Below are 26,645 nucleotides of genomic sequence, written 5' to 3'. Positions count from 1 at the left end.
TTAACGCTTGTTGCGGTGCCTGCTCTAGGCCAACATACCGCCGTCGAGTACTACTGACTGACCCGTCATGAATGACGACTCATCACTACACAACCAAGCAATGGCATTAGCAATCTCTTCTGGTTTACCCAAACGCTTCATTGGATTGGCGCCAATAAGCCCTTTTTGACCTCTTTCATCCAATTTTGATAAAACGCCTTGCACCATAGGAGTATCTACAAAACTTGGACAAACAGCGTTAATGCGAATGTTCGCCCTTGCGTATTCCACCGCCGCCGATTTAGTAAGCCCCACTACCCCATGTTTGGAAGCGCTGTAAGCGCTAATCATAGGTGCAGAGCGCAATCCAGCTACAGAGGCAATATTGATGATGTGGCCACCGCCTGTCGCCGTCATATGCTTGAGGGCGTTTTTCATGCAATACCATACGCCAGCTAAGTTGACCTGAATATTCTTCATAAACATGGCATCATCGACTTCAGTTAGCGGAGCTGGAAAATGGTCGATACCCGCATTATTAATAACCACATCAATCTTGTCGTTATGAGAAAGCGCCGTGTCGAACATCGCTTTTACCTGAGCCGGTTCGGTAACATCCACTGCCACCGCATAGGCGTTGCCACCTGCAGCAACAATTTCTTCAGCCAATGTTTTGGCATTACCTTCGTTTAAGTCGGCAATGCCTACTGTTGCACCACGCGCACTCAATACGCGAGCCGAAGCAGCACCGATACCCGAGCCACCACCAGTAATAAGAATATGCTTGCCTTCGACATTTGCAGCTACATTCATTAGCTATACTCCAATTTCGTGAACAAGCGCAACGCTGTTAAATAAAAGTCACTGCGCATGCTCTTTGTTTTGAATGATTAAAAATAACTCGCTTTTACGTTGTTACACGTTGCCTCGCGTGAAGAAAGCACTTCAATATCGCGACTGACCAGCGGTAATTCCCAATTTAAGAAGTATTCCGCGGCCGCTAATTTACCTTCATAAAAGTCAGCATCCTGCTCGCCTGCACCGTTAGCGAGTGCTTGTTCGGCAACATTTGCCTGGCGCAGCCAAATCCAGCTCACCACACAACTTGAAAAGATATTTAAAAAGCAGCTCGCGTTAGTTAGTAAAACAGGCTGTTTATCAGAGCGCAGATCGGCCGCAGCTTGTTGTATTAAACCGCCAAGCTGGTCTAAGTATGGTTTTAATTTTGCAGCTAGCGCCTGTGCTCTGGGCGTTTCTGCGCGCTTCATATCGCTTGTTACACGAGAAAGCAGCACCTGAAGGCCTTTGCCGTCGTGCTGCCATAACTTTCTTCCCAGCAGGTCTAACGCCTGAATACCATTCGTGCCCTCATGAATTGGGTTTAAGCGGTTATCGCGCCAGCACTGCTCAACAGGATATTCACGGGTGTAGCCCGCACCACCTAGAATTTGAATTGCCAAATCGTTGGCTTTAGGGCCAAACTCCGAAGGCCACGCTTTGAACACGGGTGTTAAAAGATCTAAAAGCTGAGAAAGTTCGGTACGCTTTTCGCTGTCAGTTTCCGTTTCCATCTCATCGATGAGCATGCTGCCGTACAAGCAGAGGGACATACCGCCTTCACAGTAGGCCTTTTGCGCTAGCAACATACGTCGCACGTCACCGTGATTGATAATAGGTGTAGGCTCGTCTTCTGGCGCAAGATTAGGCGCAGCGCGACCTTGGGTACGATCTTTTGCGTATTCTAGTGAGTAACGGTACCCGCGATACCCTATCATGGCAGCACCATAGCCCACGCCAATGCGTGCTTCGTTCATCATCATGAACATGTAGCGCAAACCCTGGTGCGGCTCGCCAATCAGGTAGCCGTGGCAGTCACCATTTTCGCCAAAGGTTAGTGCGGTTGAAGTCGTACCTCGGTAGCCCATTTTATGTATAAGACCAGCAAGGGTTACGTCGTTGCGCACATCTGGATTGCCGTCAGCGTCGAGACGGTATTTAGGTACAGCAAATAAGGAGATGCCTTTTACACCAGCTGGACCACCTGGAATTTTCGCCAACACCAAATGTACGATGTTGTCGGAAAGCTCATGCTCACCACCTGAGATATAAATCTTGCTGCCTTTGATTCGATACGTACCATCATCTTGCGGCCTTGCTGATGTACGAATATCTGCAAGTGACGAACCGGCATGGGGCTCGGTAAGTGCCATGGTGCCAGTAAAGTCACCCGCTAGCATTTTTGATAGAAACGCACTTTTGATATCTTCGGAGGCAAAGTGTTTAATGACATTGGCGGCCGCCGCAGTTAAGAAAGGGTAAGCGGTTGACGATGGGTTTGCCGCTAAAAAATAGCCCGCGCAGGCATTCATCACGGTAACAGGAAGCTGCATGCCGCCATCTTCAAAATCGAAGTGACCCGCGATAAAGCCCGATTCTCTATAAGTATCGAAGGCCACTTTTACGTCGTCAATCATAGAGACTTTAGTGCCATCGAATGTAGGCTCGTTTTTATCAGCAACGGCATTATGAGGAAGAAATAACTCTTCTGCCATCTTCTCGGCCATATCAATAACAGCGTTGAAGGTTTCTACATTGTGCTCTTCGAAGCGAGCTTTTTCACATAAGGCTGCGGTGTTTAATACTTCGTACAGCTGAAATTGCATTTCACGGCGGGGAATAAGTTGATCGGCCATGGTGTCCTGTCCTCTACGAAAACTTGTTAACACATTGTGTCATATTCGTTATCGTGCCATCATTGTCATTAATGACACAATAATGGTCAATCACGCCAACAATCACTGAGTTTTATCTTATTTTATAACTCGAATTATTTTTATGAATAACACGAAGTTCACCGTTACCGTACTCGGCTTTAACCAAGCCTTGGCATCTGCCATTACAGGAGCCCTCGATGTATTTGCTTTCGCAGGTATTAGTTGGCAGCGAATACACAACTTACCAACCAAACCACAGTTCAAAGTACAGTTGGCCAGTCACCATGGGCAGCCTATTCTTTGCTCTAATCAAGTTGTTCTACAGCCCAATATCGCCATCGAAGAAGTCTCACACACTGATGTCTTGTTAATTCCCACCATTGGTGGCGATATTGATGAAGTGCTAGAAAGCACAGCGCCTCTGCTTGTACACATAAGGCGTCTGCAGAAAATGGGGGCCGACATTGCCGCCAATTGCACCGGTACTTTCCTTTTGGCCCAATCTGAATTATTGGATAATAAAATTGCCACTACACATTGGGGATATGCAGATAAATTTAAGGCCATGTACCCTACCGTAAACTTACAACCCGAGAAAATGGTTACTGAAGACGATACGGTGTTTTGTGCAGGCGGCGGCATGGCGTGGATTGATTTATCTATCTTGTTGATAGAACGCTACTGTGGTCATCAGATTGCGAGCGATACGGCAAAATCCCACGTTTTGGATGTGTCCAGAACAAGCCAAACTATTTACGCCAGCAGTCGTCAGCGACGATTTCACTCAGACAAGGACATTAAAGCGGTACAGTCTTTTCTGGAAAAGAACGTACAAAATAAATGTACGCTAAGCGAACTAGCGCTACGGCATAATATGACCGAACGCACACTTATACGCCGATTTAAAAACGCGTGTGATATTACACCAGGTCAGTATTTACAGTCGCTGCGCATTGAGCACGCGAGAAAGCTCTTAGAAACCTCTAGTATGCCGTTAGAGAGCGTGATTAGCGCTGTAGGCTATGAAGACCTTAGCTCGTTCACCCGACTATTTAAAAAAACGACTGGTTTATCACCTTCTCAATACCGAGCGAAATTCAAGCGAGGCTGATTTGATTTAGATGGTTAGTAGACTACTTGCACCAAAAAATATCTCTCTATTAAGTTTGATGTTCCATGCCTGTGCACACAGGCTTTTTAGTTATATTCAATCTAACTAATATTGTGCATTTTCGATGAAAAACGCCTTGGTTTGCACAAATTTGAAGTTTTTATGTAAAAGTTTGTGTAAAATGCAGCGCCAAGCATAGATTGTTATTTTTTGTGCTAAAAACACTACAAAAGTATAAATTTAAAATCATCTTGGTGGAAACATGAGAACACACAAAATCGCCACACTAGCGTTAGCCGTTAGTGCTGCGTTCAGCTCTTCAGTTCTTGCACAAGAGGCCGCGACGACAGAAAAAAAAGAAGCCTCACTTGAACAGATTACCGTTACTGCGCAAAAGCGTACTCAGTCAATTCAGGAAGTACCTATTTCTGTTGCGACGCTAAGCGGTGAGAAATTCGAAAGCCTATTCTCTGGCGGTGAAGATATTCTTGCTCTAGCGGTTCGCGTACCTGGTCTTTATGCTGAGTCATCAAATGGTCGTGTTGCACCGCGTTTTTATATTCGTGGTCTAGGTAACACCGACTTCGACCTTGCTGCATCACAACCTGTTTCTATTATCATGGACGAAGTGGTAATGGAAAACGTGGTACTTAAAAGCTTCCCGCTTTTCGACGTTCAGCAAGTTGAAGTACTTCGTGGCCCACAAGGTACACTATTTGGTCGTAACACCACTGCTGGTATCATCAAATTTGATACAGTAAAACCAACCCAAGACGTTGAAGGTTACGCGAAAGCAGGCTTCGGTTCATACGGTACAATGAACTTCGAAGGCGCTATTAGCGGCGGCCTTACTGACGAACTTTCTGCCCGTCTTTCTGTATTGTCACAAGAGCGTGATGATTACATCGACAACGCAGCAACAGGTCAAAACGACGCATTAGGCGGCTTCGACGAAAAAGCATGGCGCTTACAGCTTCTTTGGGAGCCATCAGCGGACTTCTCTGCACTTCTCAACGTACACGGCCGCGACTTAGACGGTACTGCTTCAATTTTCCGTGGAAACGTTTTTAATAAAGGCAGCAATGACCTTAACGATAGCTACGACCGCGAAACAGTAAGCTACGACGGCGATCTAGAAGGTAACGGTACAGATAACAACCCACAGTCTTATGAAGGTTTAGGTGCATCACTTAAACTAGAATACGACATGGACGATGTAACCTTTACTTCAATCTCTGCAATTGAAACCGCTGAAGGTTCAAGCCTTGGCGACATCGACGGCGACGCGATTGCTTCACAAAACTTTGTGACTCAAGATAACCTTGACGATCTAGAGCAGTACACGCAAGAATTTCGTTTAGCAAGCAACACCAGCGACCCAATGAACTGGCAAGTAGGTGCTTTCTATTACGACGCATCGTTCAACGTAACCAGCATCGACGGTTTCTTTGGCGCGACTACGGTATTCCATGAAAACCAAACATGGGCGGTATTCGGTCAGTCATCTTACCAAGTTAACGACAAGCTAAACGTTACTGGTGGTATCCGTTACACTCACGACAAGAAGTCTCTTGTGGTTGGCGAACAGAACGTTGACGGCTTTGCCGTTGTTCTAGGCATTGCTGCCGTTCAGGATTACGAAGACATCAACGTAGATGACGGTCAAACAAGCTTTGAGCTTAGCGCGAACTACCGTGTAACTGACGACATGTCTGTTTTTGCTCGCTATGCTAATGGTTTCAGAGCGCAAACTATCCAAGGTCGTGACGTTGCATTTGAAGGTGCACCTTCAGTTGCAGACGCAGAAACGATCAACTCTTTTGAAGTGGGTATTAAGTCAGACCTATTCGACGACACGCTACGTCTAAACGCTGCTGCGTTCTACTATACCGTTGATGACATGCAGTTCTCGGCCATTGGTGGTGGTAACAACTTTACTGCGCTAGTGAATGCTGACGAAGGTGAAGCTTATGGTTTTGAAGTAGACGCTCAATGGCTAGCGACTGATGAACTAACTTTCACTGCTGGCTACAGCTACAACCACACTGAAATCAAAGATGATTCTCTAACGGTTGCACCTTGTGGTACAAGCGCATCTGATGGCTTCATTGGCTACTGTACAGTAACTGATGAGCGCCCAGATGGATTCAATGCAATCATTGACGGAAACCCTTTCCCGCAAGCACCTGAATCAATCTTTAACTTCACTGCACGTTACACTATCCCTATGGGTGATGACGGTGAGTTCTTCGTGTTTACTGATTGGGCGTTCCAAGGTGAAACCAACATCTTCCTATATGAAGCGGTTGAGTTTACTACAGACGACAACTTCGAAGGCGGTCTACGCATTGGTTATGAGAACTTTGCGCACAACTACACGGTAGCGCTATTCGGTCGTAACATAACAGACGAAGACAACGTTAAAGGTGCAATCGACTTTGCAAACTTAACGGGTATTGTAAACGAACCTCGTATTTGGGGTGTTGAGTTTAAATACACTTACTTCTAAGCAAAGATAAGTAGTTAGTTCTATTCATTCGAGCTATCTACCGATTGCATAAATAGGCGGTAACGTTGAACAACGTTACCGCTTTTTTGTGCCTGTTACGCCGCCATATGAATATCAGACGTAGGCATTTGTACTAGCTGCTGTAATTTTCTGCACACTTCCACCCAGCGGGCAACTTTCTGGTAGTAGACCTGCTCAATTAACTGCCCTTTTTCATTAAACAAAAAGCTCGCTAATTTCCCCTTATTACCCGGCATATAAAAGTGATGCACGGTAAATTGATGAGACAAAGGGGCATGTACCACCTTTTGATACATACAGAAAGGCAACCCATTTGCACGCTCGTCGCCCCCAGTCAAGCGGCTACGGCGTTGAAACGTGTCTGACCCGAATTCTGCCATAATGCCGTGTTTTGAAATAAGCTGATCAACCGCTTTAATGCCTGTTTGCATAACTATCTCCTAAACGTTGCGCTTTTTAGCGAACCAAGATAAGACTCAAAATAAACCATACTGATATTTATACAGTATATGTTCATTTGTTTAAAATGCAAACAAAAAAGCCGCTTTTTAAAGCGGCTTCTATTTAATAGCAGTATATATGCGCTAGTTGAGAGCGGACTCCAAAAAGGCCCACTGGTCGGCATACCCTTCTATTTGCATCCACGTTGGCGTACCCGCACCGTGACCAGCTCGAGTTTCAACACGAAGTAGAATTGGGTTATCGCAGCTTTGGTCAGCCTGTAGTTGAGCTGCAAATTTATAGCTATGCCACGGCACAACACGGTCATCGTGATCACCTGTAGTGACTAATGTAGCCGGGTAGCACGTGCCGGGCTTGGTGTTGTGAAGTGGCGAATAAGCATAAAGCGCTTCAAATTCGTCTTTGTTTTCACTTAACCCATAATCAGAGGACCATGCTCGCGCATTTGCACTAGGTGTGTGATAGCGAAGCATATCTAACACGCCAACTGCAGGTAAGGCAGCAGAAAAAAGATCCGGGCGCTGTGTTAAGGTCGCACCAACAAGCAAACCGCCATTCGACCCACCTTGAATACCCATTTTCTCAGGCGTAGTGTAGCCACTTTCAACCAAATACTCGCCCGCTGCGATAAAGTCATCAAATACGTTTTGCTTATCTAACTTAGTCCCAGCCTTGTGCCACTGTTGCCCATACTCACCACCACCACGTAAGTTAGCTATGGCCAGTACATTGCCCTGCTCTACCCACACCATGCGCGATACTGAATAGCGGGGCAGCAGTGAAATATTAAAACCACCATACCCGTACAGTAACGTTTTATTATTTCCATCTAGCTTCAAGCCTTTTTTATGCACGATAAACATGGGAACTTTTGTTCCATCTTTACTGGTGTAAAAAATTTGCTTTGTTTCGTAATCATCATAATTAACACCTGTATCGATGGATTTAAATAATGATGACTCGCCGCTTTTTACGTCGTACGCAAATACTTGGCCAGGATTTGTGAATCCCGTAAGTTTATAGAACGTTGTATCGGCATTTTTGCTTCCGTAAAACCCGCTTACACTTCCAATATCAGTAAACGCAATTTCATCTATTTTCTTGCCGTTTAAATCAAATACACTTACCTGCCCTTTTACATCTTTTAGATACTGAGCAAAAAGCTTTTCACCCAAAAGTGAAACGCTCGACAAGGTATCAGATGTACTTTCAATTACGGTTTCTGTTGCTTTAACGCTACCATCGAGATCAACCTTAATAACCTTACCTGTAGGGGCATTTGCTGTAGATGTGAAAAATAACTCGTCGTCATGCTCGCCAATTAGGTCGTAACGGCCATCCCATTTGTCGAAAACCGGAACGAGCTCACTGTTATCATTTACCAGCGATTTAGCATAAACACCATTCGTCTGATATCCCTCGAACACAGAAATGAGCAGTGTTTTGCCATCTTGAACAACCGAAGGATAAGGGTTCCATGTAGGTTTATTGTCAAACGCAAAAACCTTTTTGTCTTCACTTTGCGCTGTACCTATTGCGTGAAAATAGATAGATACGGTTTGGCTATCATCATACTTACCAGCTTCATTTTGGGGGTAACGTGAATAGAAAAAGCCGCTTTCATCGGGCAACCACGCGATATTTGAAAACTTAATGCCTTTAATAATGTCAGTTAAATCCGACTTCTTACTGGTGTCACGAACGTGAATAGTTTTCCAGTCTGTACCACCGTCAGAAAGCATGTAGGCCAAGAACGAGGCTTTAGGGCTTAGTTCAGTTGACGCCATAGACACTGTGCCATCTTCACTCAATGTATTTGGGTCAATCAGTACTTCAGGCTCACCGTTAACGCCGTCAGCCATATAAAGCACATATTGGTTTTGCAAGCCGTCGTTATAAGAATAAAACAGCTTGCCGTTTACCATATATGGCGTTGAGTATTTTTCGTAGTCCCACAGCGCTGTTAGACGTTCTTTGTATCTTTCTCTAGAGGGCAATTCAGCCAGGTAAGGACGAGCAAGGGTGTTTTGAGACTCAACCCAAGCACTTACCTCTTCGCTCTTTTCTTCTTCTAGCCAGCGGTATGGGTCGCTCACTACAGTGCCATGATAGTTGTCTTGCTGAGTCACAGTTTTGGTTTCTGGATAGTCGGACACTTTTGGCATGCCGCCACTTTGTGATTCACCTTGCACTGAACTAGTAGATTCGGTATACGAGCTTGTACACGCCAAGGTTAAACCTGCTGATGCCGCTACTATGGCAGCGTATATTAGATTTTTCTTCATTTTTATTCCTTAAACGAAAAATGCCGGTTTCAACCGGCATTTTCTATTTAGCTTTCTGTCGTAACTTGCGTATGTTTTCGACCTTTAAACACGCTTTTAAGGTCATTTAAAATAAGGTACAGCGCTGGGACAAGTAGCAAGGTGATCACCGTGGCGAACAAAATACCGAAGGCCAATGAAATAGCCATTGGGATCACAACTTGAGCCTGTAAACTGCGCTCAAAAACAATTGGCATAAGCCCCATAAACGTTGTTAGTGAGGTGAGGATAATTGCTCTGAAACGCTGAGTACCTGCGCTAATAGCAGCATCCATTAGCGACATGCCTTCTTTGCGCGCACGGTTAACGAAATCCACCATGATCAAGCTGTCGTTAACTACAACCCCAGACAACGCAATTATACCGCAGATAGAAAGTACGCTTACCGCCATACCTAATACCAAGTGCCCCACAATGGCGCCTACGATACCAAAAGGTATAACCGACATAATGATGAAAGGCTGGCTGTACGATTTAAGTGGAATAGCAAGCAAGGTATAAATGGCAAAGAGTGCAAATAGAAGCCCCTGCATTAGGCTGATCATAGCGTCAGCCTGCTCTTTCGAGTTCCCTTGAAGCTGGAAGTCCACCTTGGGATACCGCGCTAATAGATCCGGCATCAGATTTTCAATCACATCATTGGTTACTTCTGACGGGTCAAGCAACGCTTTATCCACTGCACCAGTTACGGTTACCGAGCGTTTACCGTCGACACGAATAATTGAATCAAAGCCCTGACCAACTGTAAATGTCGCCACCTGCTCAAACGGAATTTCTTGCCCATTTGGCGCGCGGATACGCATGTTTTCAAGATGCTCTATAGAGCTACGTTCCGTTTTCGGATAACGCACCATCACTTTGATTTCTTCATCGTCACGCTGAATACGCTGTACTTCCGCACCATAGAAACCAAAGCGAACCTGCTGACCTAAATCACGCAAAGAAATACCTAGCGCATCAGCCTGAGGTTTCAGTGCTAGCTGAATTTCTTCGCTTCCGCCTGAGAAGGTGTCGTTAATGTCGGTAACACCTTCGTATTTATCCAACGCTTCTTTAAGTTCATCACTTATCGAACGAAGGGCCTTAATATCGCTTGAGCTAAATTCAAAGCTCAGGTCTGAACCGCCACCAGGGCCACCCGGAGAGCTAATATTAAACGACTTAACACCTGGGATTTCTGGTAACTCTTGACGCCACATGTCTTGAATTTCAAAGTCTGTCAGCGTTCGCGTTTCACCTTTGGTGAGCTCTGCGAAAATCTCGCCCCCAAGATTGCCGTTATCAAAGGCAATGGCGTGCTTTATAACGTTTTCACCCGACTCTTCAGCTACTTTGTCATCCATACGGTGCATGGCCTCGCGAAGCGTAGTCAGTACACTATCACGCTGTTCAAGCGAAGATCCTGGCTCAAGCTCGAAACTTGCAATCATAAAATCGCTAGGAATATTCGGGAAAAATACAAAACGTACAATACCACCACCGAACAGGCCTACTGTGAGGATCAGCATAGCCATAAACACAGCAACCGTGGTGTAGCGATTTCGTACAGCTGTAGCCAAAAATGGCGCGTATTTATTGTTTATAAACGTCTTAATACCTTCGCTGAAGAAATCTCGGAACTTTTGAAATCTGTTCGCCTTTTCAGGATCGTATGGCTTAAGCTTCATGTGTACCAAGTGAGCCGGCAATATTAGTTTGGACTCAATGAGCGAGAAAATAAGGCACACGATAACCACCATACCGATGGTTTTCCAAATAATTCCAAACGGCCCAGATACCATCAGCATGGGCGAGAATGCAGCAATGGTTGTCAACACGCCAAATGTCGCTGGCATAGCGACCTTTTTGACGCCCGCAATCACGTTTTCAGCGCTATGGCCTTTTTTGTCTATTTCAGAATACGCCGATTCCCCCATGATAATGGCGTCGTCAACCACAATACCCAGCACAAGAATAAACGCGAACAGGCTAAGCATGTTGATAGACACACCAACCATATCTAGCGGCATAACTAACAAGGTGCCAAGAAAACAAACCGGCAAGCCCACAATGACCCAAAACGCGAGCTTAATTTTTAAAAATAAAGAAAGTACCAAGAAAACCAGCAGCGCTCCGAAGAACATGTTTTCCAGCATCATGTTGAGTCGGTCAGCTAAGTAGAACGAACTGTCGCCCCACGTATCAGCTGTTATATGCGCCGGAAATTCCGATTTCTGACTCTCAATATAGGTATTAACTTGCTCAGAGATTTCTAATGCGTTTTGATCACCTACCGCACGCACTCGCAAACTAACAGCGGGTTTATCGTCGAATAGCGCATATTGGTTATTTTCAATAAAACCATCGTTGATATACGCCACATCACCTAATGTCACGCGCGTGCCGTTACTGTTTGTTACTAAAACAATCTGCGAGAAATCCCAGCCCGTATAGGCTTGCCCTTTCGTTCTGAGCAGAATATCGCCATTTTCAGTGCGAATTGAGCCGCCAGGTAAGTCGACGCTGGTTTGACTTAAACGCGCAACGACATCGGCGAATGTAAGGTTGTATTTTTGCAAATCGACTTCCGAAAGCTCAACGGAAATCTCATAATCCCTTGCCCCAACAACTTGAACACTTGAAATACCAGGTAGGTTAGCAATGTCGTCGCGCAAATCTTTGGCAAACTCTTTTAGCTCCCGTTCAGACGCGTCACCGTAAACCGAGAGCCAAATTACGTCTTGTTGTATTTTTTGACGGTAAATAATGGGCTTTTCAGTGTCTGCGGGGAAGCTCGGAATAGCGTCAACTTGTACTTTTACTTCATCAAGTAAAGATTGAACATCATAGTCTTCTTCCACCTGAATACTTACCGTACCCATACCTTCAACTGCTGTGGAATTAAGCTGCTTAATACCCTCTAGGTCTTTAATTGACTCTTCAATTTTAAGCAGTACGCCCTCTTCTACTTCCTGAGGTGCGGCCCCTAAATACGGTACGCGAACGTTAATAACGTCTATCTCGAAATTGGGAAATACTTGCTTCTGAATACTGAAGGCACCAAATAATCCGCCAACTACAAGCAACCACATCAGAAGGTTTGCAGCTACGCTGTTACGCGCGAACCAGGCAATAAGCCCCTTATTGGTATCAATACGGCTCATTCGCTATCACCTTCCGTGGACGTGCTCTCTACTTTATCGTTATCTTCGCTAGCATCCGATTCAGCGGCATCAGATAGCACTGGCTCATCACCTGGTAGACGAACTTTCATGCCATTATACGGGTTTGGTACGGCACTTCTCACTACCAGGCTTCCATGCTCAATACCAGAACGAATAAACACTTCTTTAGCGGTAGTACGCGCAACCTCAACAGGCTTTATTTCAATCTCACGATTGTCGTTAACAGTCAGTACGGTATTGTCTAAACGTAAAATGCTACGAGGCAACACCACCAATTCTTCATTCTGACGAGACGTGATTTCTGCTTCTACAAACTGACCAAAACGAAGGGGGGCATTATGTGAAGATTTCAGATTGTAAGGATCTTGTACTTCTACAATGGCATATACTACTCGGCTGCCCGTATCTAAGATACCTTCTGAACGCACCAGTTTACCTTCCCAAGTACGTTTCACACCGCCCACAGAGGCCGTTAACGAAACCGGAGCGCCGTCATTGGACTGTCCGGCAATATTGATAAACATTAAGTCGCTGTCAGTAATAGGCAGCCTGACTTCTGCAGTATCGGTGGAGTAAACGGTACCAAGTACTGCGCCCGTCGATACAAACTGACCCAGGTCAATATTACGTTCAACCACAATGCCATTATAAGGGGCTGTAATTTGCGTTCTTGCCAAGTTGCGTTTTGCGCGCTCTAGTTTGGCTTCTGCAGCTTTAACGTTTGCTTGTTCTTTTGCCAGTTGCGGCTTACGTAAACCCAACTCAGGCGGTGCAACGCTACTTACCGATCGCCATTCTTGCTCTGCTACTTTGCCGCGAGCTATTTCTTCTTGAAGCGCTGCTTGCGCTTGAGCTAATTCAGCCTCTGCAAGCTTAAGATCCGTGCGATAATCATCTTGTTCAAGTGTTGCCAGCACATCCCCTTTTTTGAACGTACCGCCAGCTATAAATACATCAGACAAACTCACTACTTGGCCACTGACCTGCGCACTTAACGCAGTTTTGTTTCGTGGAACAACGTTACCCTGAGATTTTACGATGAAGCTCACGGCCTCTGCTGTTGCTTCTTTCGCTTCAACCAAAAATGCAGGAATTTCCACGGGTACTTGCTCTGGTGGCTTACGTGATTTGATCATGACTGTCGCGGCGATAAACGCGACCAAAACTATGATTAGTGGAATGCCACTTTTCATCAAGATGGAGTTTTTCATTTACTATCCCTAGGAACGAAGGAAATCCACGCGAGTGAAACGGACGCAACGATGTATTGCACTTTCACATACCACCTGATAACCCACGAAAATCTATTATTATTGTTTCAACACTAGTGTACTGATTTGTGGTTATTGTGCCCACTTAAGATTGTTAAATTTTGTGTCTGTTAATTGTTTTTAAAATACACATAAAAATCAGCCGCCCTAATATAAAAAATTATCAAAAGAATACAAAGTAAGATTGATAATTATCAGATTTTCGTTGATTATTTAATCACTCATTGGTTATGAGTTAACCGGCGGTTGTTATTTGAGCTTAGTCTTTAATGCGAAGTAGCCTCGGGAATGATTTCGCTACGTTGAAGGGAAAACACATTATGAGTCTTAAGAAACAATACCTTAAATCAAAACCTCTGTGCAAAGTGACATTTCGACTAAATGCGGAAGCGGCGCAAGACGCCAAAGAAGCAGCGTTGTGTGGTGACTTTACTGACTGGAAATCACAGCCACTAACGATGAAGAAACTGAAAAGTGGAGACTTCACGTTAACGGTGGATTTAGAGAAGGATCACGAGTACCAGTTTCGCTATCTCATCGATGGTGAAAAATGGGAAAACGATTGGGAAGCAGATGCTTATATTCCCTCACCTGTGAGCATAGAAGACAACTCAGTGGTGCGCGTTTAAATTATTGTTCCATTAAAAAACATACCCGTAACTACTCTAGGTATTTTATAACAATTCCCTACAAAAAAGGCTGCGTATACGCAGCCTTTTGTCTTTATTTTGCTAAACCTTAAAATTCGATTTACAACGAATTTTCCAGCTCTGGAAGTACATCAAACAAGTCGCCTACTAACCCGTAGTCTGCAACCTGGAAGATTGGCGCTTCCTCATCTTTGTTGATAGCAACAATGACTTTAGAGTCTTTCATACCTGCAAGGTGTTGAATAGCGCCCGAGATACCTACCGCGATATAAAGCTGAGGCGCAACAATTTTACCTGTTTGACCTACCTGCATATCATTCGGAACGAACCCAGCATCTACTGCGGCGCGTGATGCACCAATAGCAGCACCTAGCTTGTCAGCAATGCCCTCAAGAAGCTTGAAGTTGTCACCGTTTTGCATACCACGGCCACCTGAAATTACCACTTCTGCTGCAGTTAATTCAGGTCGCTCAGACTCAGTCAGCTCTGCCGATACGAAATCAGACTTATCACTGCCTTTTACAACGTCCACTGCTGCAACTTCTGCGCTGCCGCCTGTTGTTGCAGCATCAAATGATGCAGCTCGTACAGTAATGACCTTCTTCGCGTCAGATGATTGTACGGTAGCAATAGCGTTACCTGCGTAAATTGGGCGTACAAACGTGTCTTCACTCTCTACACCAATGATGTCAGAGATTTGCGCTACGTCTAATAAAGCCGCTACGCGAGGCATGAAGTTCTTACCTGTAGTGGTTGCAGCAGCAACAATGTGGCTGTAGTCAGCAGCAAATTCTACTACTAGATCAGCCGTATTCTCAGCAAGCTGATGCTTGTAAGCAGCATTGTCAGCAACAAGTACTTTTGCAACACCGTCAATTTGCGCTGCAGCTTCAGCTACTGCTTGGCAACCTTCACCTGCGACTAGCACGTGAATATCGCCCCCCATTTTCTGCGCGGCATTCACAAGCTTATGCGTTTCAGTCTTTAAGCTTGCATTATCGTGTTCTGCATATACGAGTACGCTCATGAGATCACCTTTGCTTCATTTTTTAACTTGTCTACCAACTCAGCAACATCTGCCACTTTAATGCCACCCTCGCGCTGAGGCGGAGGCGTCACTTTTAGCACCTTAACGTTTGAGTCAAGTGAAACACCAAAATCCGCAGCCGCTTTAACGTCTAACGGTTTGCGTTTTGCTTTCATGATATTTGGAAGCGATGCATAGCGCGGCTCGTTCAAACGAAGATCTGTGGTCACGACTGCTGGAAGCGAAAGCGCAACAGTTTGAAGGCCACCGTCGATTTCACGGGTAACATTAACTTTTTCGCCGTCAACAACGACTTCTGACGCAAAAGTCCCCTGCGGCATACCAGTAAGTGCTGCAAGCATCTGTCCTGTTTGGTTATTGTCAGAGTCGATACTCTGCTTACCAAGAATAACAAGCTGTGGTTGCTCTTCTTCAACTACTTTAGATAACAGCTTTGCCACTTGAAGTGAATCAAGATTTTGGTCGGTATCGATTTGAATACCACGGTCAGCACCTAGGGCTAATGCTGTACGTATTTGTTCTTGGCAGCTCTTATCACCAATTGAAACAACAACGATTTCAGTGGCCACACCTTTTTCTTTTAATCGAACGGCTTCTTCAACAGCAATTTCGCAAAAAGGGTTAATGGCCATTTTTGCGTTGGTAAGATCTACGCCAGACTCATCGGCCTTCACTCTTACCTTAACGTTGTAGTCGATCGCGCGTTTGACCGGTACGAGTATTTTCATATTTACCTCAATTGTTGAGTTCGTCGGTGTCTATTACGTTTCATTAATAATTAACTATTAATAATTAAAAACGTATTACTTCACCACGCTTTTTGAAACTTTAACAATGTGCTCTACGTTAAAAAAGAATCCGTGAAACGTACGTTTTTTAAAGGCTAGCCTTAAAACGCCGTTAACACCACGTTTACGAGCAGTTATAATACACTGCCAGTTAACGTTAACGTAAACTGCTTTGCAATGTACTTACTGTTGACGTAAACGTCAACCTGCATTACCTTGCAAAACGACAATTAATTTACATGTTTTTGACACAAAGCATTATTTGTTTCATCAATAGTGCATTATAAAAATACAAACATAAGGAGCCTCCCGTGGAACGAGAATCGATGGAGTTTGACGTAGTCATCGTCGGTGCCGGCCCAGCTGGATTATCAACGGCTTGTAAGCTTATGCAGCTTGCAAATGAAAAAGACCAAGAGCTAATGGTTTGTGTGGTCGAAAAAGGCTCCGAGGTAGGTGCACACATTCTTTCTGGTGCCGTGTTTGAGCCGCGCTCACTAAACGAACTTTTCCCTGATTGGAAAGAAAAAGGTGCACCTCTCAATACACCCGTAACTGAAGACCACATTTACCTACTTAATGATGAGACTTCAGCGAAAAAGTTACCTAACGCTATTACTCCGAAAACCATGCACAACGATGGCAACTATATTGTGTCTATGGGTAATGTGTGTCGCTGGTTGGCAGAACAAGCTGAACAACTAGGTGTTGAAGTATTCCCAGGCTTTGCGGCCTCTGAAGTCATTTACAATGAAGATGGCAGTGTTGGCGGTGTACTTACCGGCGACATGGGCGTGGGTGAAAACGGCGAACCTAAAGACGGCTACATGCCAGGTATGGAACTACGCGCTAAATACACAGTGTTTGCAGAAGGCTGTCGCGGTCACTTAGGAAAAGAGCTCATTTCGCACTTTAAGCTGGACGAAGACAGTTCACCGCAACATTATGCTATTGGCTTTAAAGAGATTTGGGATATAGACCCATCCAAGCACCAGCCAGGGCTTGTGGTTCACAGTGCAGGCTGGCCACTTGACGATGCAACAGGCGGTAGCTATTTATACCACGCTGAAGATAACCAAGTGTTCGTTGGCCTAATCGTAGACCTAAACTACGACAATCCATACCTAAGCCCGTTTGATGAATTTCAACGTTTAAAGCACCACCCCGTATTTAAACAGTACCTTGAAGGCGGTAAACGTGTCTCTTATGGCGCAAGAGCTATCGCTAAAGGTGGGTTTAACTCGTTGCCTAAAATGACCTTCCCAGGTGGTTTACTCGTCGGCTGTGAAGCCGGAACGCTAAACTTTGCCAAAATTAAAGGTAATCACACGGCCATGAAGTCGGGCATGCTTGCAGCAGAGAGTATTTTTGAAGCCATTTCAGAAAATGCTGAGGCACCAGTAAAAGAGTTAACAAGCTTTACAGAGAAATTTAAATCATCGTGGCTATACGACGAATTGTTCCGCTCTCGTAACTTTGGCCCCGCTATCCACAAACTCGGAAATTTCTGGGGTGGCGCATTTAACACGCTAGAGCAAAATATCTTTAATGGTAATTTGTTTTTCACCATGAAAGACGAACATAAAGACTACGCACAGCTTAAAGAAGCGAAAGATGCAAAAGAGATTTCATATCCTAAGCCAGATGGCGTGTTAAGCTTTGATAAATTATCTTCTGTGTTTTTATCTAATACTAACCATGAAGAAGACCAACCTTGCCACTTAAAATTAAAAGACCTGTCTATTCCTTTGCAGGTTAATTTACCTAAATTTGCAGAGCCAGCACAGCGCTACTGCCCTGCTGGTGTATATGAAGTAATTGAAGAGGAAGGTGAAAAACGGTTCCAAATTAATGCACAAAACTGTGTTCACTGTAAAACCTGCGACATAAAAGACCCAAGTCAAAATATTAAATGGGTAGTTCCGGAAGGTGCCGGCGGACCAAATTACCCGAACATGTAATTTAAAGTATTAATTTGCTATTTAACGGATATTTTTAAAAAGCGAGCTTGGCTCGCTTTTTTTTTGTGCTACTTTTATTTATTATCCAATAGAAATTAAGTACAACGTATTAAGGTTAATTAATGAGCGATTTTTTAGATATTTTAACCCATGGAAGACGTTTACAAGGTGCTGTTAAGGAATTAAGCATTGAAGAACTTGAACAAGTTCAAGAAAAACTTAGCGGTATAATTGAGAAAAGAAAAGAAAAATTAGTAGAACAAGAAAAGCTTGAGAAAGAAAAATTAGAGAAGCTCGCTGCTATTAAAAAGCAAATGGAAGAAGCGGGTTTAAATGTTGAAGATCTACAGGCATTAAATGTAGAAACAAACAAAAAGGTTGGCAAAAAACGTCCGGTTAAATACAAGCTTGTTGATAGCAAGGGTGAAGAACACCTTTGGACAGGTATAGGACGCATGCCTCGCGTTTATAAAGAAGCGCTAGATAGCGGTAAGTCACTCGACGATTACGCCATTAATTAATTGAAATTGTGAATTAAACAAGGCCTGTTTTTACAGGCCTTATTTTGTTTGAACAGCATGTTCAGAAACGGATAAGTATATTGTGAAGTTGAACTACAAACTTTCGGAATGCGCTTCTACCTCTCCCTGGCTGATTCTCATTCATGGACTATTTGGAAATGCCGATAATTTAGCCGGCATTAAGCGCCACTTTGAGTCTAATTACAACGTGATCAGCATTGATCTGCCTGACCACGGTGAATCCCCATGGACATCTTCATTTTCTGTCGACGATGCTGCAAATGGGGTGTTCGAGATTATGCAATCGCTTAATATTAGAGAAAGCGCGGTTTTAGGCCACTCATTAGGCGGCAAAGTAGCCATGAGATTAGCCTTAAACCACGGCGACGTTGTTTCTCACCTCATTGTCGCCGATATTGCACCAGTATCTTACGACCATAGCCACCAAACCGTATTTGATGGACTCAAGGCCGTTCCCTTAGATGCAATTCAAAGTAGAAAAGATGCTGAAAAAGAAATGGCTAAACATGTGAAAGAGCCAGGCGTTCGACAATTCTTATTGAAGAGCCTATATCAAGATGAAAATGGCGATTGGAAATGGCGTTTTAATGTCGATGGATTAATTGCAAGTTATTCACACATTATTGATTGGGAACAAACAAATCAAACATTTGATGGCGTAACCTTATTCATCAAGGGCAGTGAGTCTGATTATATTACGCCAGCCTATCGCGATGAAATAACGCGTTATTTTCCCAAGGCTAAAGCACATGTAATAGAAGGTACTGGGCACTGGTTACATGCAGAAAAGCCAGCGGTCTTTAACGCCGTTGTAGAAAGAACGCTCAATAAATCGTCTTAAAGAAGGGTTTTCATCATCATTGTAAGATGAGAATGACTATTATTACCTATTTTTGAACGTTTTAGGCTCTTACAGGCGTATATACTGTGATATAGTTGCGCCAGATTTTTTTAAGTAACAACACTATGCTTGCAGAAAATTACGAACTCATTGAGTCCATCATGCTGTATGGCGGCTTATCTATCCTTTTTGGGTTGATGGGTTTTGCTGTACACGATGTACTGCGTAAGAACGATGTGCCACTTATTGGACGAGTGGTAACGTACGGTGTGCTAGGTTTAGGCGCATTAGGGTTTCTTGCGAAGGGCATTATTGAATGGTTTTGGCTAAGCACAGGCGTTTAATTAGTAACGATTAATAGAGGTTAGATATGGCAAGCGTTGGCCTATTTTTCGGAAGTGACACGGGTAATACCGAACATGTTGCGAAAATGATCCAGAAGGAATTGGGTAAACAGCTAATTGATGTTAAAGACATTGCCAAGAGCAGTAAAGAAGACATCGCTGAATTTGATTTGCTTATCTTTGGTATCCCTACGTGGTACTACGGTGAAGCGCAATGCGATTGGGATGATTTCTTTCCTGAACTAGAGCAAATTGACTTCAACGACAAGCTAGTTGCTATTTTTGGTTGTGGAGACCAGGAAGACTATGCAGAGTACTTCCTAGACGCGATGGGCATGGTACGTGACATCGTTGAAGCCAAAGGTGCGATTTTAGTAGGTCAATGGTCAACTGAAGGCTACGACTTTGAAGCGTCTAAAGGCATGGCTGACGACAATCACTTTGTTGGCTTGGGTATTGACGAGGACCGTCAACCAGAACTAACTGACTCGCGCGTTAAAGCGTGGTGCAAGCAAATTCACGATGAACTTTGCTTGGCAGAACTTGCTTAAGCACTGCTGCGAAAAAGAATACAAAAAACCGCTCTGATGAGCGGTTTTTTTTTGATAATTAATCAGCTGCGCCTGCTGTCAGTTACGCTAATTCAGCGATTACAGGTGAAACCGCTCTACTGCTTTTCTCAAGCTCTCAGTTTGCGCATCCAACAACATTGTCGACTCGTTCGACTGGCGCGTGCTTTGCGCACTGGAGTCGGCTAAAGCAACTATGCGGTTCAAACTTTTCGCAACATCACCAAGTAAAACATCTTGTTGTTCGGTATCAGCCACAATGTGTTCATTAATATCACTTAACCGCTCAATGATTTCTCTAATACTCTCTACTTGTTGAGATACTTGCTGGGTAATTTCCACCCCTTCTTGCGCTTGTTCGCGCCCTGCATTAATAGCTTTTACTGCCTGCGCAGCATCTTTTTGCAAGTTCCCAATCATCTGCTCAATTTCTTCCGTAGAGTCATGGGTGCGGTTGGCTAGCGTTCGCACTTCATCCGCAACAACCGCAAAGCCTCTACCTTGTTCACCAGCTCTTGCAGCTTCAATGGCTGCATTCAATGCTAACAAGTTGGTTTGCTCTGCAATCGTTTTAATCACGTCTAAGATACTGCCAATATTGCGAGAGTTGTCGTCCAAACGATTAATGATCTGCGCCGAAGACTCCGCCTGTTTGGCTTGATTACCCACCTGCTGACTGCTTTTTTGTACCAATTGACCAATGTCTGTACTTTGCTTTGTTATATCGCGTAGGGCGTCCATTGCTTCATTAATTTGGGCGAGGTTGCTGCGGCTTTTTTCCTGTACATGTTTTGTATTCGTAGACGTTACCGTTACTTGCTCACGTTGCTTGTCTACCTCAGATAAGCTCTTATTACCCAGCTCTACGCTTTCTTTTGTAATGTCTATAAGGCGTTTTTCTTGCTCTAATATATTGCCCACTAGCTCTCGTAAACTATCGGTTAGGCTGTTCACTTTTGCGGAAAGGGCAGAAAACTCGTCATTGCCCTCTTGAGGCAATTTGGTGCTTAAATCCCCTTTACTTAGCTGACTTAAGCCTTTATTGATACGCCCAAGGGGCTTGGAAATACTACGGGTTACAATAACCGCTAAAAATATTGCAGCAACCAAGCCCAGTGCCGCGACAATGATATTGCGCACAAGGTTGGCCTGAACAGATTCAAGAATGGCGTTCTGCCCATCAAGAGATTGCTTCTGGACAGCGTCAAACAAAGTATTAATGTCGGCAAGTGCGGTTTCTAACGCTTCTTTTGCTTCCTTCTGAGCTTTCGCAGCTTTGTCTACTTCAGAAAGTTTTTGTCGCTGCAAAGCAATTAATCCATTTTTGCCGTTTACCGCTTCCATCAGTAAACCATACTGTTCGTTAAAAGAAGCTATCGTACCGCCATCATCTACCCCTGTGGCCAAACGATTTACATAGTCTTTATCTACCTGCAAATTACTCAATTGGTATTCTAAATCTTCAATAATATTGGCACTTTGCGTAGCGTTATCGGTTTCAGCCAGTTCAATGAATGAATCATTCATTGTGAGCAATTTATTGTCTATTGCAGTGCCCGCACCAATTAGCGTTTCAATGCTGGGGTTATTTCCCTCTAAATAGGAAAGATCTAGCATTAACGCACTAGCCTCATCAGCCGTCATTAAGACTTTTTCAAGCTGTGCAGCAAGAGCCTTCTCGATATTCATTCGCTCGTTGATAGCGGTATACATGTCGTTACTACTATTAACGTAGGCTAGACTAACGTCGACAGCGTTACTGGCTACCGCGTTATTTGGCATAAGTGAGTTTAAACGAGACAAGTCGTCAGAGAATGCGGAAGATAAAGTATCAAACGTCTCTTTGTTTGCGACCAGCTCTTCTCTATTTTCGACATGATATCCGTTGGCAGTAATCACTGATAAAGAGAGGATCTCAGTCTTTACTTTTACCATGCTGGTCTGAACTGGCATCTTTTGCTCTACAACGTCTTGTGCAGAATCTTTTATTCCGCTAAGACCAAAATAGGAAAGAATACTGGTAAGTAATAATAAGCAGCCGAATAAGCCAAAGCCTAACGTGATTTTATTTATAATTGTTAACTGCATGGGCACTTCCACCAAAAAAACATGCCAAAAAATAAAAAGGGTTGTATCGCCTTTTTAAGTTTAGTTTAACAGGATGTTAATTCAATGCATCAAAAGTTTTATTTATTTTGCACATTTGTTAGATAAATCTTGCACTTACAATCTGGTCAGGCCAGACACCATGCGGGCTGTATCAAAGTAATAATTTTTATCGCACCAGTGCAATGGATAAATTTTCAGCGAGAAAACAAAGTTTCCACGGTTTTGCTTTTAAATTGTTTCAACTTACCTATAATAACCACCAAATACTTATTCACTCGTTCTTAGTAGGTTGTAATGGATCAAAATAAAGAATTGAAAAAAGCAGGGCTAAAAGTCACTCTGCCTCGCCTTAAAATTTTACAAATTCTGCAAGAGCCAGAAAACCAACACATCAGCGCTGAAGACGTTTACAAAATCCTTATCGAACAGGGTGAAGAAATTGGTCTTGCTACCGTGTACCGCGTGTTAAACCAATTTGATGATGCAGGCATTCTCAATCGCCACCATTTCGAAGGTGGAAAATCTGTATTTGAAATCAGTCACAAAGATCACCACGACCACCTTGTGTGTCTGAAGTGTGGCAAGGTCATTGAGTTTGAAGATGACATTATCGAAGAACGCCAAGAGATGATTGCAAAGCAACACAAGATGAAGCTAACGCATCACAGCCTATACTTATACGGTGAGTGTACAGACGGTAACTGCGACAACTTACCTGAATAAGTAACAGTTTTATTCTAGCAAAAGGCCCGCTTTAAGCGGGCCTTTTTTCGTTACGCTTTAAACTTATATGCGTGGTAAGCCTTAATTGCTTTCTCCCACACGTCACCCACTTCCCCTGTGCCAATAGGTTTTCCGTCTACTTCAACTACCGGGGCAACTTCTTTGCTTGAAGAGGTTAACCATACTTCATCTGCCTCCAGCAACTCATCTTTGCTAAACCAAGTTTCAGTAACAACCAGTCCTGCCTGTTTAAATGCTTCAATTGCAATGGCGCGAGTAATACCGGGAAGAAGTTCATGGTTTAAGGGGGGCGTAGATATACATCCGTTTTTCACCATAAACACGTTGCATGAGCTTGCCTCGGTTATCATACCTTCGCTGTTGTACAAAATAGTTTCGTTAACGCCTGCGTCAACACCTGCTTGGTAGTGCATTACATTGCCTAACAAGGATGTGGATTTGATATGGCATCGTTGCCACCTTTTATCCTGTTGAAGCGCAACTTTGAAAGGCCTTGCTTCAGATTTTGCTGTGGGCTGTGGTGGCGCTATTTCAAAAGCAAACCCGAATACCGTAGGTGCTATATTCTTAGGGTATGCATGAAAACGTTTTGAATCGGTGCCACGGCTTACGTGGAAATAAACACCAATGTTTCCGCTTTCTATAAATGCTTTGTTTTTTTCGACCAAGCTGGTCAAAATGTCTTGCCATTCTTCTGCTGAATAAGGGTTAGCGATTTCAATAGCTTTAAGGCCTTGCGCCATACGCGAAGTGTGCCCCTTGAAGCCTACTGCGCTACCAGAATACGTTGGAATGACTTCATAAATACCATCACCAAAAAGGAAGCCTCTGTCCATCGGAGAAATTTTAGCCTCAGAAAGAGGCATATACTCACCGTTTAAAAACGCAATCGTCACAATATTTCTCCTTGTAGTCGGCGACGCCTACTTGTCATCAGTAGCCAGTCTGCCCTTGCATCTTCTTCATGTTGAAAAACAAAATTCACTTTTTCGCCTGGCACGGCTTGGGCCAAGCGACTTATATCACAGGGGCTTACACAGCCAAGTTTTGGATAACCCCCTAATGTTTGTCTGTCGCGCATCATCACAATAGGCTGCCCGTCACCGGGAACTTGAATTGCACCTAAATGAATTGCCTCTGAGCGCATGTTTTCTATATCGGCCGTAACTGATTCACCGGTCAACCTAAAGCCCATGCGATCGATAGCCGATGAAACCGTATAGCTGCTTGTTTCAAACGTGCGTAAAGCAACAGCGCTAAAACTCGAAAACTGATACCCGGGAATAACCCGAATAGACTCTAAAAAACCATAGTTGTCTATGTGCTGTCGCGAGAGAGTGCGCATTCTAGCGGTGCTTTTAATTCTGCTGTTAGCTGAAATGTCGATGCAATCGCCATCTTTTAACGCGCATCCCTTACCATCCAACCCACCAAGTTGTTCGCGTACTACCGTACATGCACTCCCTACCGCTTTTGGCACATGCCAATTTCCACCTATTGCCAAATAGGCTTTGCTACCAAGTAGAGCGCTGCCAAACGTAACAGTTGCGCCTGCCGGTACATGTTGGCTCTGGTATGTTGCTTTAGCGTTTCCATCTACATCGAGTGAGGGCTCCCTGCCAGTCACAGCAATAATACAATCTTCATCAACTCGTAATCGCACTTCACCAATCGCTTCGAAGCATGGCGTACCGTCTAAATTGAAGGCGAGAAAATTGGCCCAATCATAGGCGTTACTATCCATAGGGCCTGATTCACAAAATCCATCCCGTTGCCGCCCTACTCGCCCGTTATCAATAATAAGGCTATACAGTCCCTTATTGAGTACTTCAATTTTCATCGTTCAACCTGCAATCCTGCTCTATATTCCTGTTCAGTAACCGAAACGAACTTAACGACATCACCTGCTTTTAACCGCGCTTCACTTTGCTCTTCGCTGTGAATGAGCATGTCAAATGCCGTAAGTCCCAATAGGTTCCAGCCTCCTGGTGATTCACTGGGATAAACGGCAGTTTGCCTGTCAGCGATTGCAACCGCACCTTTAGGTACACGTTTGCGCGGTGTGCCTAGTCGTGCACATTTGAGCGCTTCCGGAATATCGCCCATATAGGCAAATCCCGGAGAAAACCCCACTGCGTATACTTTATAAGTAGTGCCCGTGTGCAATTCGATAATTTCTTCAATAGACAGTGACGTTTTCTTACTCACTACACTTAAATCACTTGCACTAGGCGCACCGTACCAAACAGGAATATCAATCACTGCACTACTTTCGTTTCCTTTTGCATGTGAAGAATCTGACTGCTGGTATATATCTTCAGCGCTTAGATTACTTATGGCACGGTATACACCGTGGCTATCAATTAATGCCATATCAAAAATAATCAACAGGCTGTCATAGGAAGGCACACACTCACGCAGCCAAGCCCACGAATCGCTTCCCTTTTTGCTATCTATCGCTGCCAGCATGTGATGACAGTCATTATTCGCGTCGTCCAGGTTTGCGCCATCAAAGTACAAAATAATGGCGTCTGCACTTGCTGTAACTATTCGCTTAATGCGACCGAAAGCTTGCATCTACTGTCCTTGTTATTTATACGGCTGTCAGTGCTTGGTTCTGAGTACTTAGTTTTAGATATACCACTCTCAGCACAACAATGGGTAACAGCCTCTTGTATTGTTCTTGTAAAATGTGTTTTTTATGAGGCAGGTTTATAGAAATGTTCTGATTTTCTTTGCAATATTCACCGCCCCTTTAGTATCGCCATGTACACACAGAGAATCCGCTTCTATTGCAAGTGTTGCTCCCGAGGCTGTCGTTACTGTTCCCGATGATATAAGTTGTTTAGCTTGAAGCAATGCGTCGCTCTCGCTTAACACGGCACCTTCGATCAAGCGAGATTGCAGTAAACCTTCATCGGTATAACGCCTGTCTGAAAACGCTTCAAAATACAACGGCAGCCCCCACTCTTGCGCAGCGTCTTTAAGCGCTGCATTTTGCGACGTAGCCTGTACCATTAGCGCGAGGGGCGAATTTAACGACTGCATATTTATTTCAGCTATGCTTTGCATTACCGTGCGCATGACAGCTGTATCTTTCATCATGTCATTGTAAAGCGCACCATGAGGTTTCACATAGCTTACGCTGGCCCCGCAAGCCTTTGCCATTCCACTCAATGCACTCACTTGATATTGGATCATAGCGCTGAGTTCATCAGCAGCAATCGCCATACTTCTGCGACCAAATCCCTGTAAGTCTGGATAGGCTGGATGGGCACCTATGACCACGTCATGTTGTTTAGCTGACAGAATAGCCTGCTTCATGACTAACGGATCTCCCGCATGAAAACCACATGCAATGTTGGCCTGATCAATTTCTGCCATAATGGCCGCTTCCACCGGCATAGACCATGCGCCAAAACTCTCACCTAAATCGCAATTTAACTTCATAATGGTTTAGCTCTTACGTTCATTCCAGTATCATGTTACCTGTT

The 26,645-nt window shown here is 44.1% G+C and carries 22 protein-coding genes; 9 read left to right on the top strand and 13 right to left on the bottom strand.

The window, feature by feature from the left end:
* Positions 1–24: 24 nt before the first annotated feature.
* Complete coding sequence (locus BZA03_RS10800; protein WP_110288773.1) at positions 25–792, bottom strand: SDR family NAD(P)-dependent oxidoreductase; 768 nt, start codon at positions 790–792, stop codon at positions 25–27.
* Between the two features lie 77 nt (positions 793–869).
* The gene (locus BZA03_RS10795) at positions 870–2,672 is read right to left on the bottom strand and encodes an acyl-CoA dehydrogenase (protein ID WP_110288772.1); all 1,803 of its coding nucleotides are present in this window, start codon (positions 2,670–2,672) and stop codon (positions 870–872) included.
* 142 nt (positions 2,673–2,814) lie between these two features.
* Here BZA03_RS10795 and BZA03_RS10790 point away from each other — a divergent pair, with 142 nt between their 5' ends.
* Positions 2,815–3,804, top strand: coding sequence for a GlxA family transcriptional regulator (locus BZA03_RS10790; protein WP_110288771.1), 990 nt, complete (start codon positions 2,815–2,817; stop codon positions 3,802–3,804).
* 262 nt (positions 3,805–4,066) lie between these two features.
* A complete protein-coding gene (locus BZA03_RS10785) occupies positions 4,067–6,313 on the top strand; it encodes a TonB-dependent receptor (protein ID WP_110288770.1) in 2,247 nt (748 codons plus the stop codon).
* A gap of 95 nt (positions 6,314–6,408) precedes the next feature.
* On the opposite strand, the gene BZA03_RS10780 is transcribed toward BZA03_RS10785, so the two are convergent.
* The 4 genes from BZA03_RS10780 to BZA03_RS10765 all read right to left on the bottom strand — a co-directional run bounded on the left by BZA03_RS10780 (position 6,409) and on the right by BZA03_RS10765 (position 13,495).
* Positions 6,409–6,765: a hypothetical protein gene (locus tag BZA03_RS10780; RefSeq protein ID WP_069944449.1), complete on the bottom strand. Its 357-nt coding sequence runs from the start codon at positions 6,763–6,765 to the stop codon at positions 6,409–6,411.
* 153 nt (positions 6,766–6,918) lie between these two features.
* Positions 6,919–9,081, bottom strand: coding sequence for a prolyl oligopeptidase family protein (locus BZA03_RS10775; RefSeq protein ID WP_110288769.1), 2,163 nt, complete (start codon positions 9,079–9,081; stop codon positions 6,919–6,921).
* 47 nt (positions 9,082–9,128) lie between these two features.
* Entirely contained in the window at positions 9,129–12,263 is a 3,135-nt protein-coding gene (locus tag BZA03_RS10770; protein ID WP_110288768.1) for an efflux RND transporter permease subunit, read from the bottom strand.
* Entirely contained in the window at positions 12,260–13,495 is a 1,236-nt protein-coding gene (locus tag BZA03_RS10765) for an efflux RND transporter periplasmic adaptor subunit (RefSeq protein WP_110288767.1), read from the bottom strand. Before BZA03_RS10765 ends, BZA03_RS10770 begins: the two co-directional genes overlap by 4 nt.
* A 380-nt stretch (positions 13,496–13,875) precedes the next feature.
* On the opposite strand from BZA03_RS10765, the gene BZA03_RS10760 reads away from it, so the two are divergent.
* Positions 13,876–14,184, top strand: coding sequence for an isoamylase early set domain-containing protein (locus tag BZA03_RS10760; RefSeq protein ID WP_014949733.1), 309 nt, complete (start codon positions 13,876–13,878; stop codon positions 14,182–14,184).
* 121 nt (positions 14,185–14,305) lie between these two features.
* On the opposite strand, the gene BZA03_RS10755 is transcribed toward BZA03_RS10760, so the two are convergent.
* Positions 14,306–15,232, bottom strand: a complete 927-nt coding sequence (locus tag BZA03_RS10755) for an electron transfer flavoprotein subunit alpha/FixB family protein (protein WP_110288766.1) — start codon at positions 15,230–15,232, stop codon at positions 14,306–14,308.
* Entirely contained in the window at positions 15,229–15,981 is a 753-nt protein-coding gene (locus tag BZA03_RS10750) for an electron transfer flavoprotein subunit beta/FixA family protein (RefSeq protein ID WP_014949735.1), read from the bottom strand. The genes BZA03_RS10755 and BZA03_RS10750 overlap by 4 nt, the downstream gene beginning before the upstream one ends.
* A 371-nt stretch (positions 15,982–16,352) precedes the next feature.
* Between BZA03_RS10750 and BZA03_RS10745 the strand changes: the two genes are divergently transcribed.
* The 5 genes from BZA03_RS10745 (at position 16,353) to fldA (ending at position 20,280) form a co-directional block, all read left to right on the top strand.
* On the top strand, positions 16,353–18,002 hold the full coding sequence (locus tag BZA03_RS10745; protein ID WP_110288765.1) for an electron transfer flavoprotein-ubiquinone oxidoreductase: 1,650 nt from the start codon (positions 16,353–16,355) through the stop codon (positions 18,000–18,002).
* 122 nt (positions 18,003–18,124) lie between these two features.
* Positions 18,125–18,523, top strand: a complete 399-nt coding sequence (locus BZA03_RS10740; protein ID WP_014949737.1) for an H-NS family nucleoid-associated regulatory protein — start codon at positions 18,125–18,127, stop codon at positions 18,521–18,523.
* 82 nt (positions 18,524–18,605) lie between these two features.
* Positions 18,606–19,385 (top strand): alpha/beta fold hydrolase, encoded by a 780-nt coding sequence (locus tag BZA03_RS10735; protein ID WP_014976740.1) that lies wholly within the window; start codon positions 18,606–18,608, stop codon positions 19,383–19,385.
* Positions 19,386–19,510: 125 nt separating this feature from the next.
* On the top strand, positions 19,511–19,729 hold the full coding sequence (locus BZA03_RS10730) for a DUF2788 domain-containing protein (RefSeq protein WP_012519093.1): 219 nt from the start codon (positions 19,511–19,513) through the stop codon (positions 19,727–19,729).
* A 26-nt stretch (positions 19,730–19,755) separates the two neighbouring features.
* Positions 19,756–20,280, top strand: a complete 525-nt coding sequence (gene fldA, locus BZA03_RS10725) for a flavodoxin FldA (RefSeq protein ID WP_014949739.1) — start codon at positions 19,756–19,758, stop codon at positions 20,278–20,280.
* Positions 20,281–20,379: 99 nt separating this feature from the next.
* Here the strand turns inward: fldA and BZA03_RS10720 are convergent, their stop codons facing one another.
* Entirely contained in the window at positions 20,380–22,386 is a 2,007-nt protein-coding gene (locus tag BZA03_RS10720) for a methyl-accepting chemotaxis protein (RefSeq protein ID WP_110288764.1), read from the bottom strand.
* Positions 22,387–22,701: 315 nt separating this feature from the next.
* Here BZA03_RS10720 and fur point away from each other — a divergent pair, with 315 nt between their 5' ends.
* Positions 22,702–23,130 (top strand): ferric iron uptake transcriptional regulator, encoded by a 429-nt coding sequence (fur, locus tag BZA03_RS10715; protein ID WP_014949741.1) that lies wholly within the window; start codon positions 22,702–22,704, stop codon positions 23,128–23,130.
* 50 nt (positions 23,131–23,180) lie between these two features.
* On the opposite strand, the gene BZA03_RS10710 is transcribed toward fur, so the two are convergent.
* From BZA03_RS10710 to BZA03_RS10695, 4 genes are all read right to left on the bottom strand, one after another.
* Positions 23,181–24,047: a D-amino acid aminotransferase gene (locus BZA03_RS10710; protein ID WP_110288763.1), complete on the bottom strand. Its 867-nt coding sequence runs from the start codon at positions 24,045–24,047 to the stop codon at positions 23,181–23,183.
* Positions 24,044–24,991, bottom strand: a complete 948-nt coding sequence (locus tag BZA03_RS10705; protein WP_110288762.1) for a biotin-dependent carboxyltransferase family protein — start codon at positions 24,989–24,991, stop codon at positions 24,044–24,046. The genes BZA03_RS10710 and BZA03_RS10705 overlap by 4 nt, the downstream gene beginning before the upstream one ends.
* On the bottom strand, positions 24,988–25,728 hold the full coding sequence (locus BZA03_RS10700; protein ID WP_110288761.1) for an allophanate hydrolase subunit 1: 741 nt from the start codon (positions 25,726–25,728) through the stop codon (positions 24,988–24,990). Before BZA03_RS10700 ends, BZA03_RS10705 begins: the two co-directional genes overlap by 4 nt.
* A 135-nt stretch (positions 25,729–25,863) precedes the next feature.
* Positions 25,864–26,601 (bottom strand): 5-oxoprolinase subunit PxpA, encoded by a 738-nt coding sequence (locus BZA03_RS10695; RefSeq protein ID WP_110288760.1) that lies wholly within the window; start codon positions 26,599–26,601, stop codon positions 25,864–25,866.
* Positions 26,602–26,645 lie beyond the last annotated feature (44 nt).

The organism is Alteromonas sp. I10, assembly GCF_003201515.1.
GTDB classification, from domain to species: Bacteria; Pseudomonadota; Gammaproteobacteria; order Enterobacterales; family Alteromonadaceae; genus Alteromonas; species Alteromonas macleodii.
This window is presented reverse-complemented; position numbering and strand designations above follow the sequence as displayed.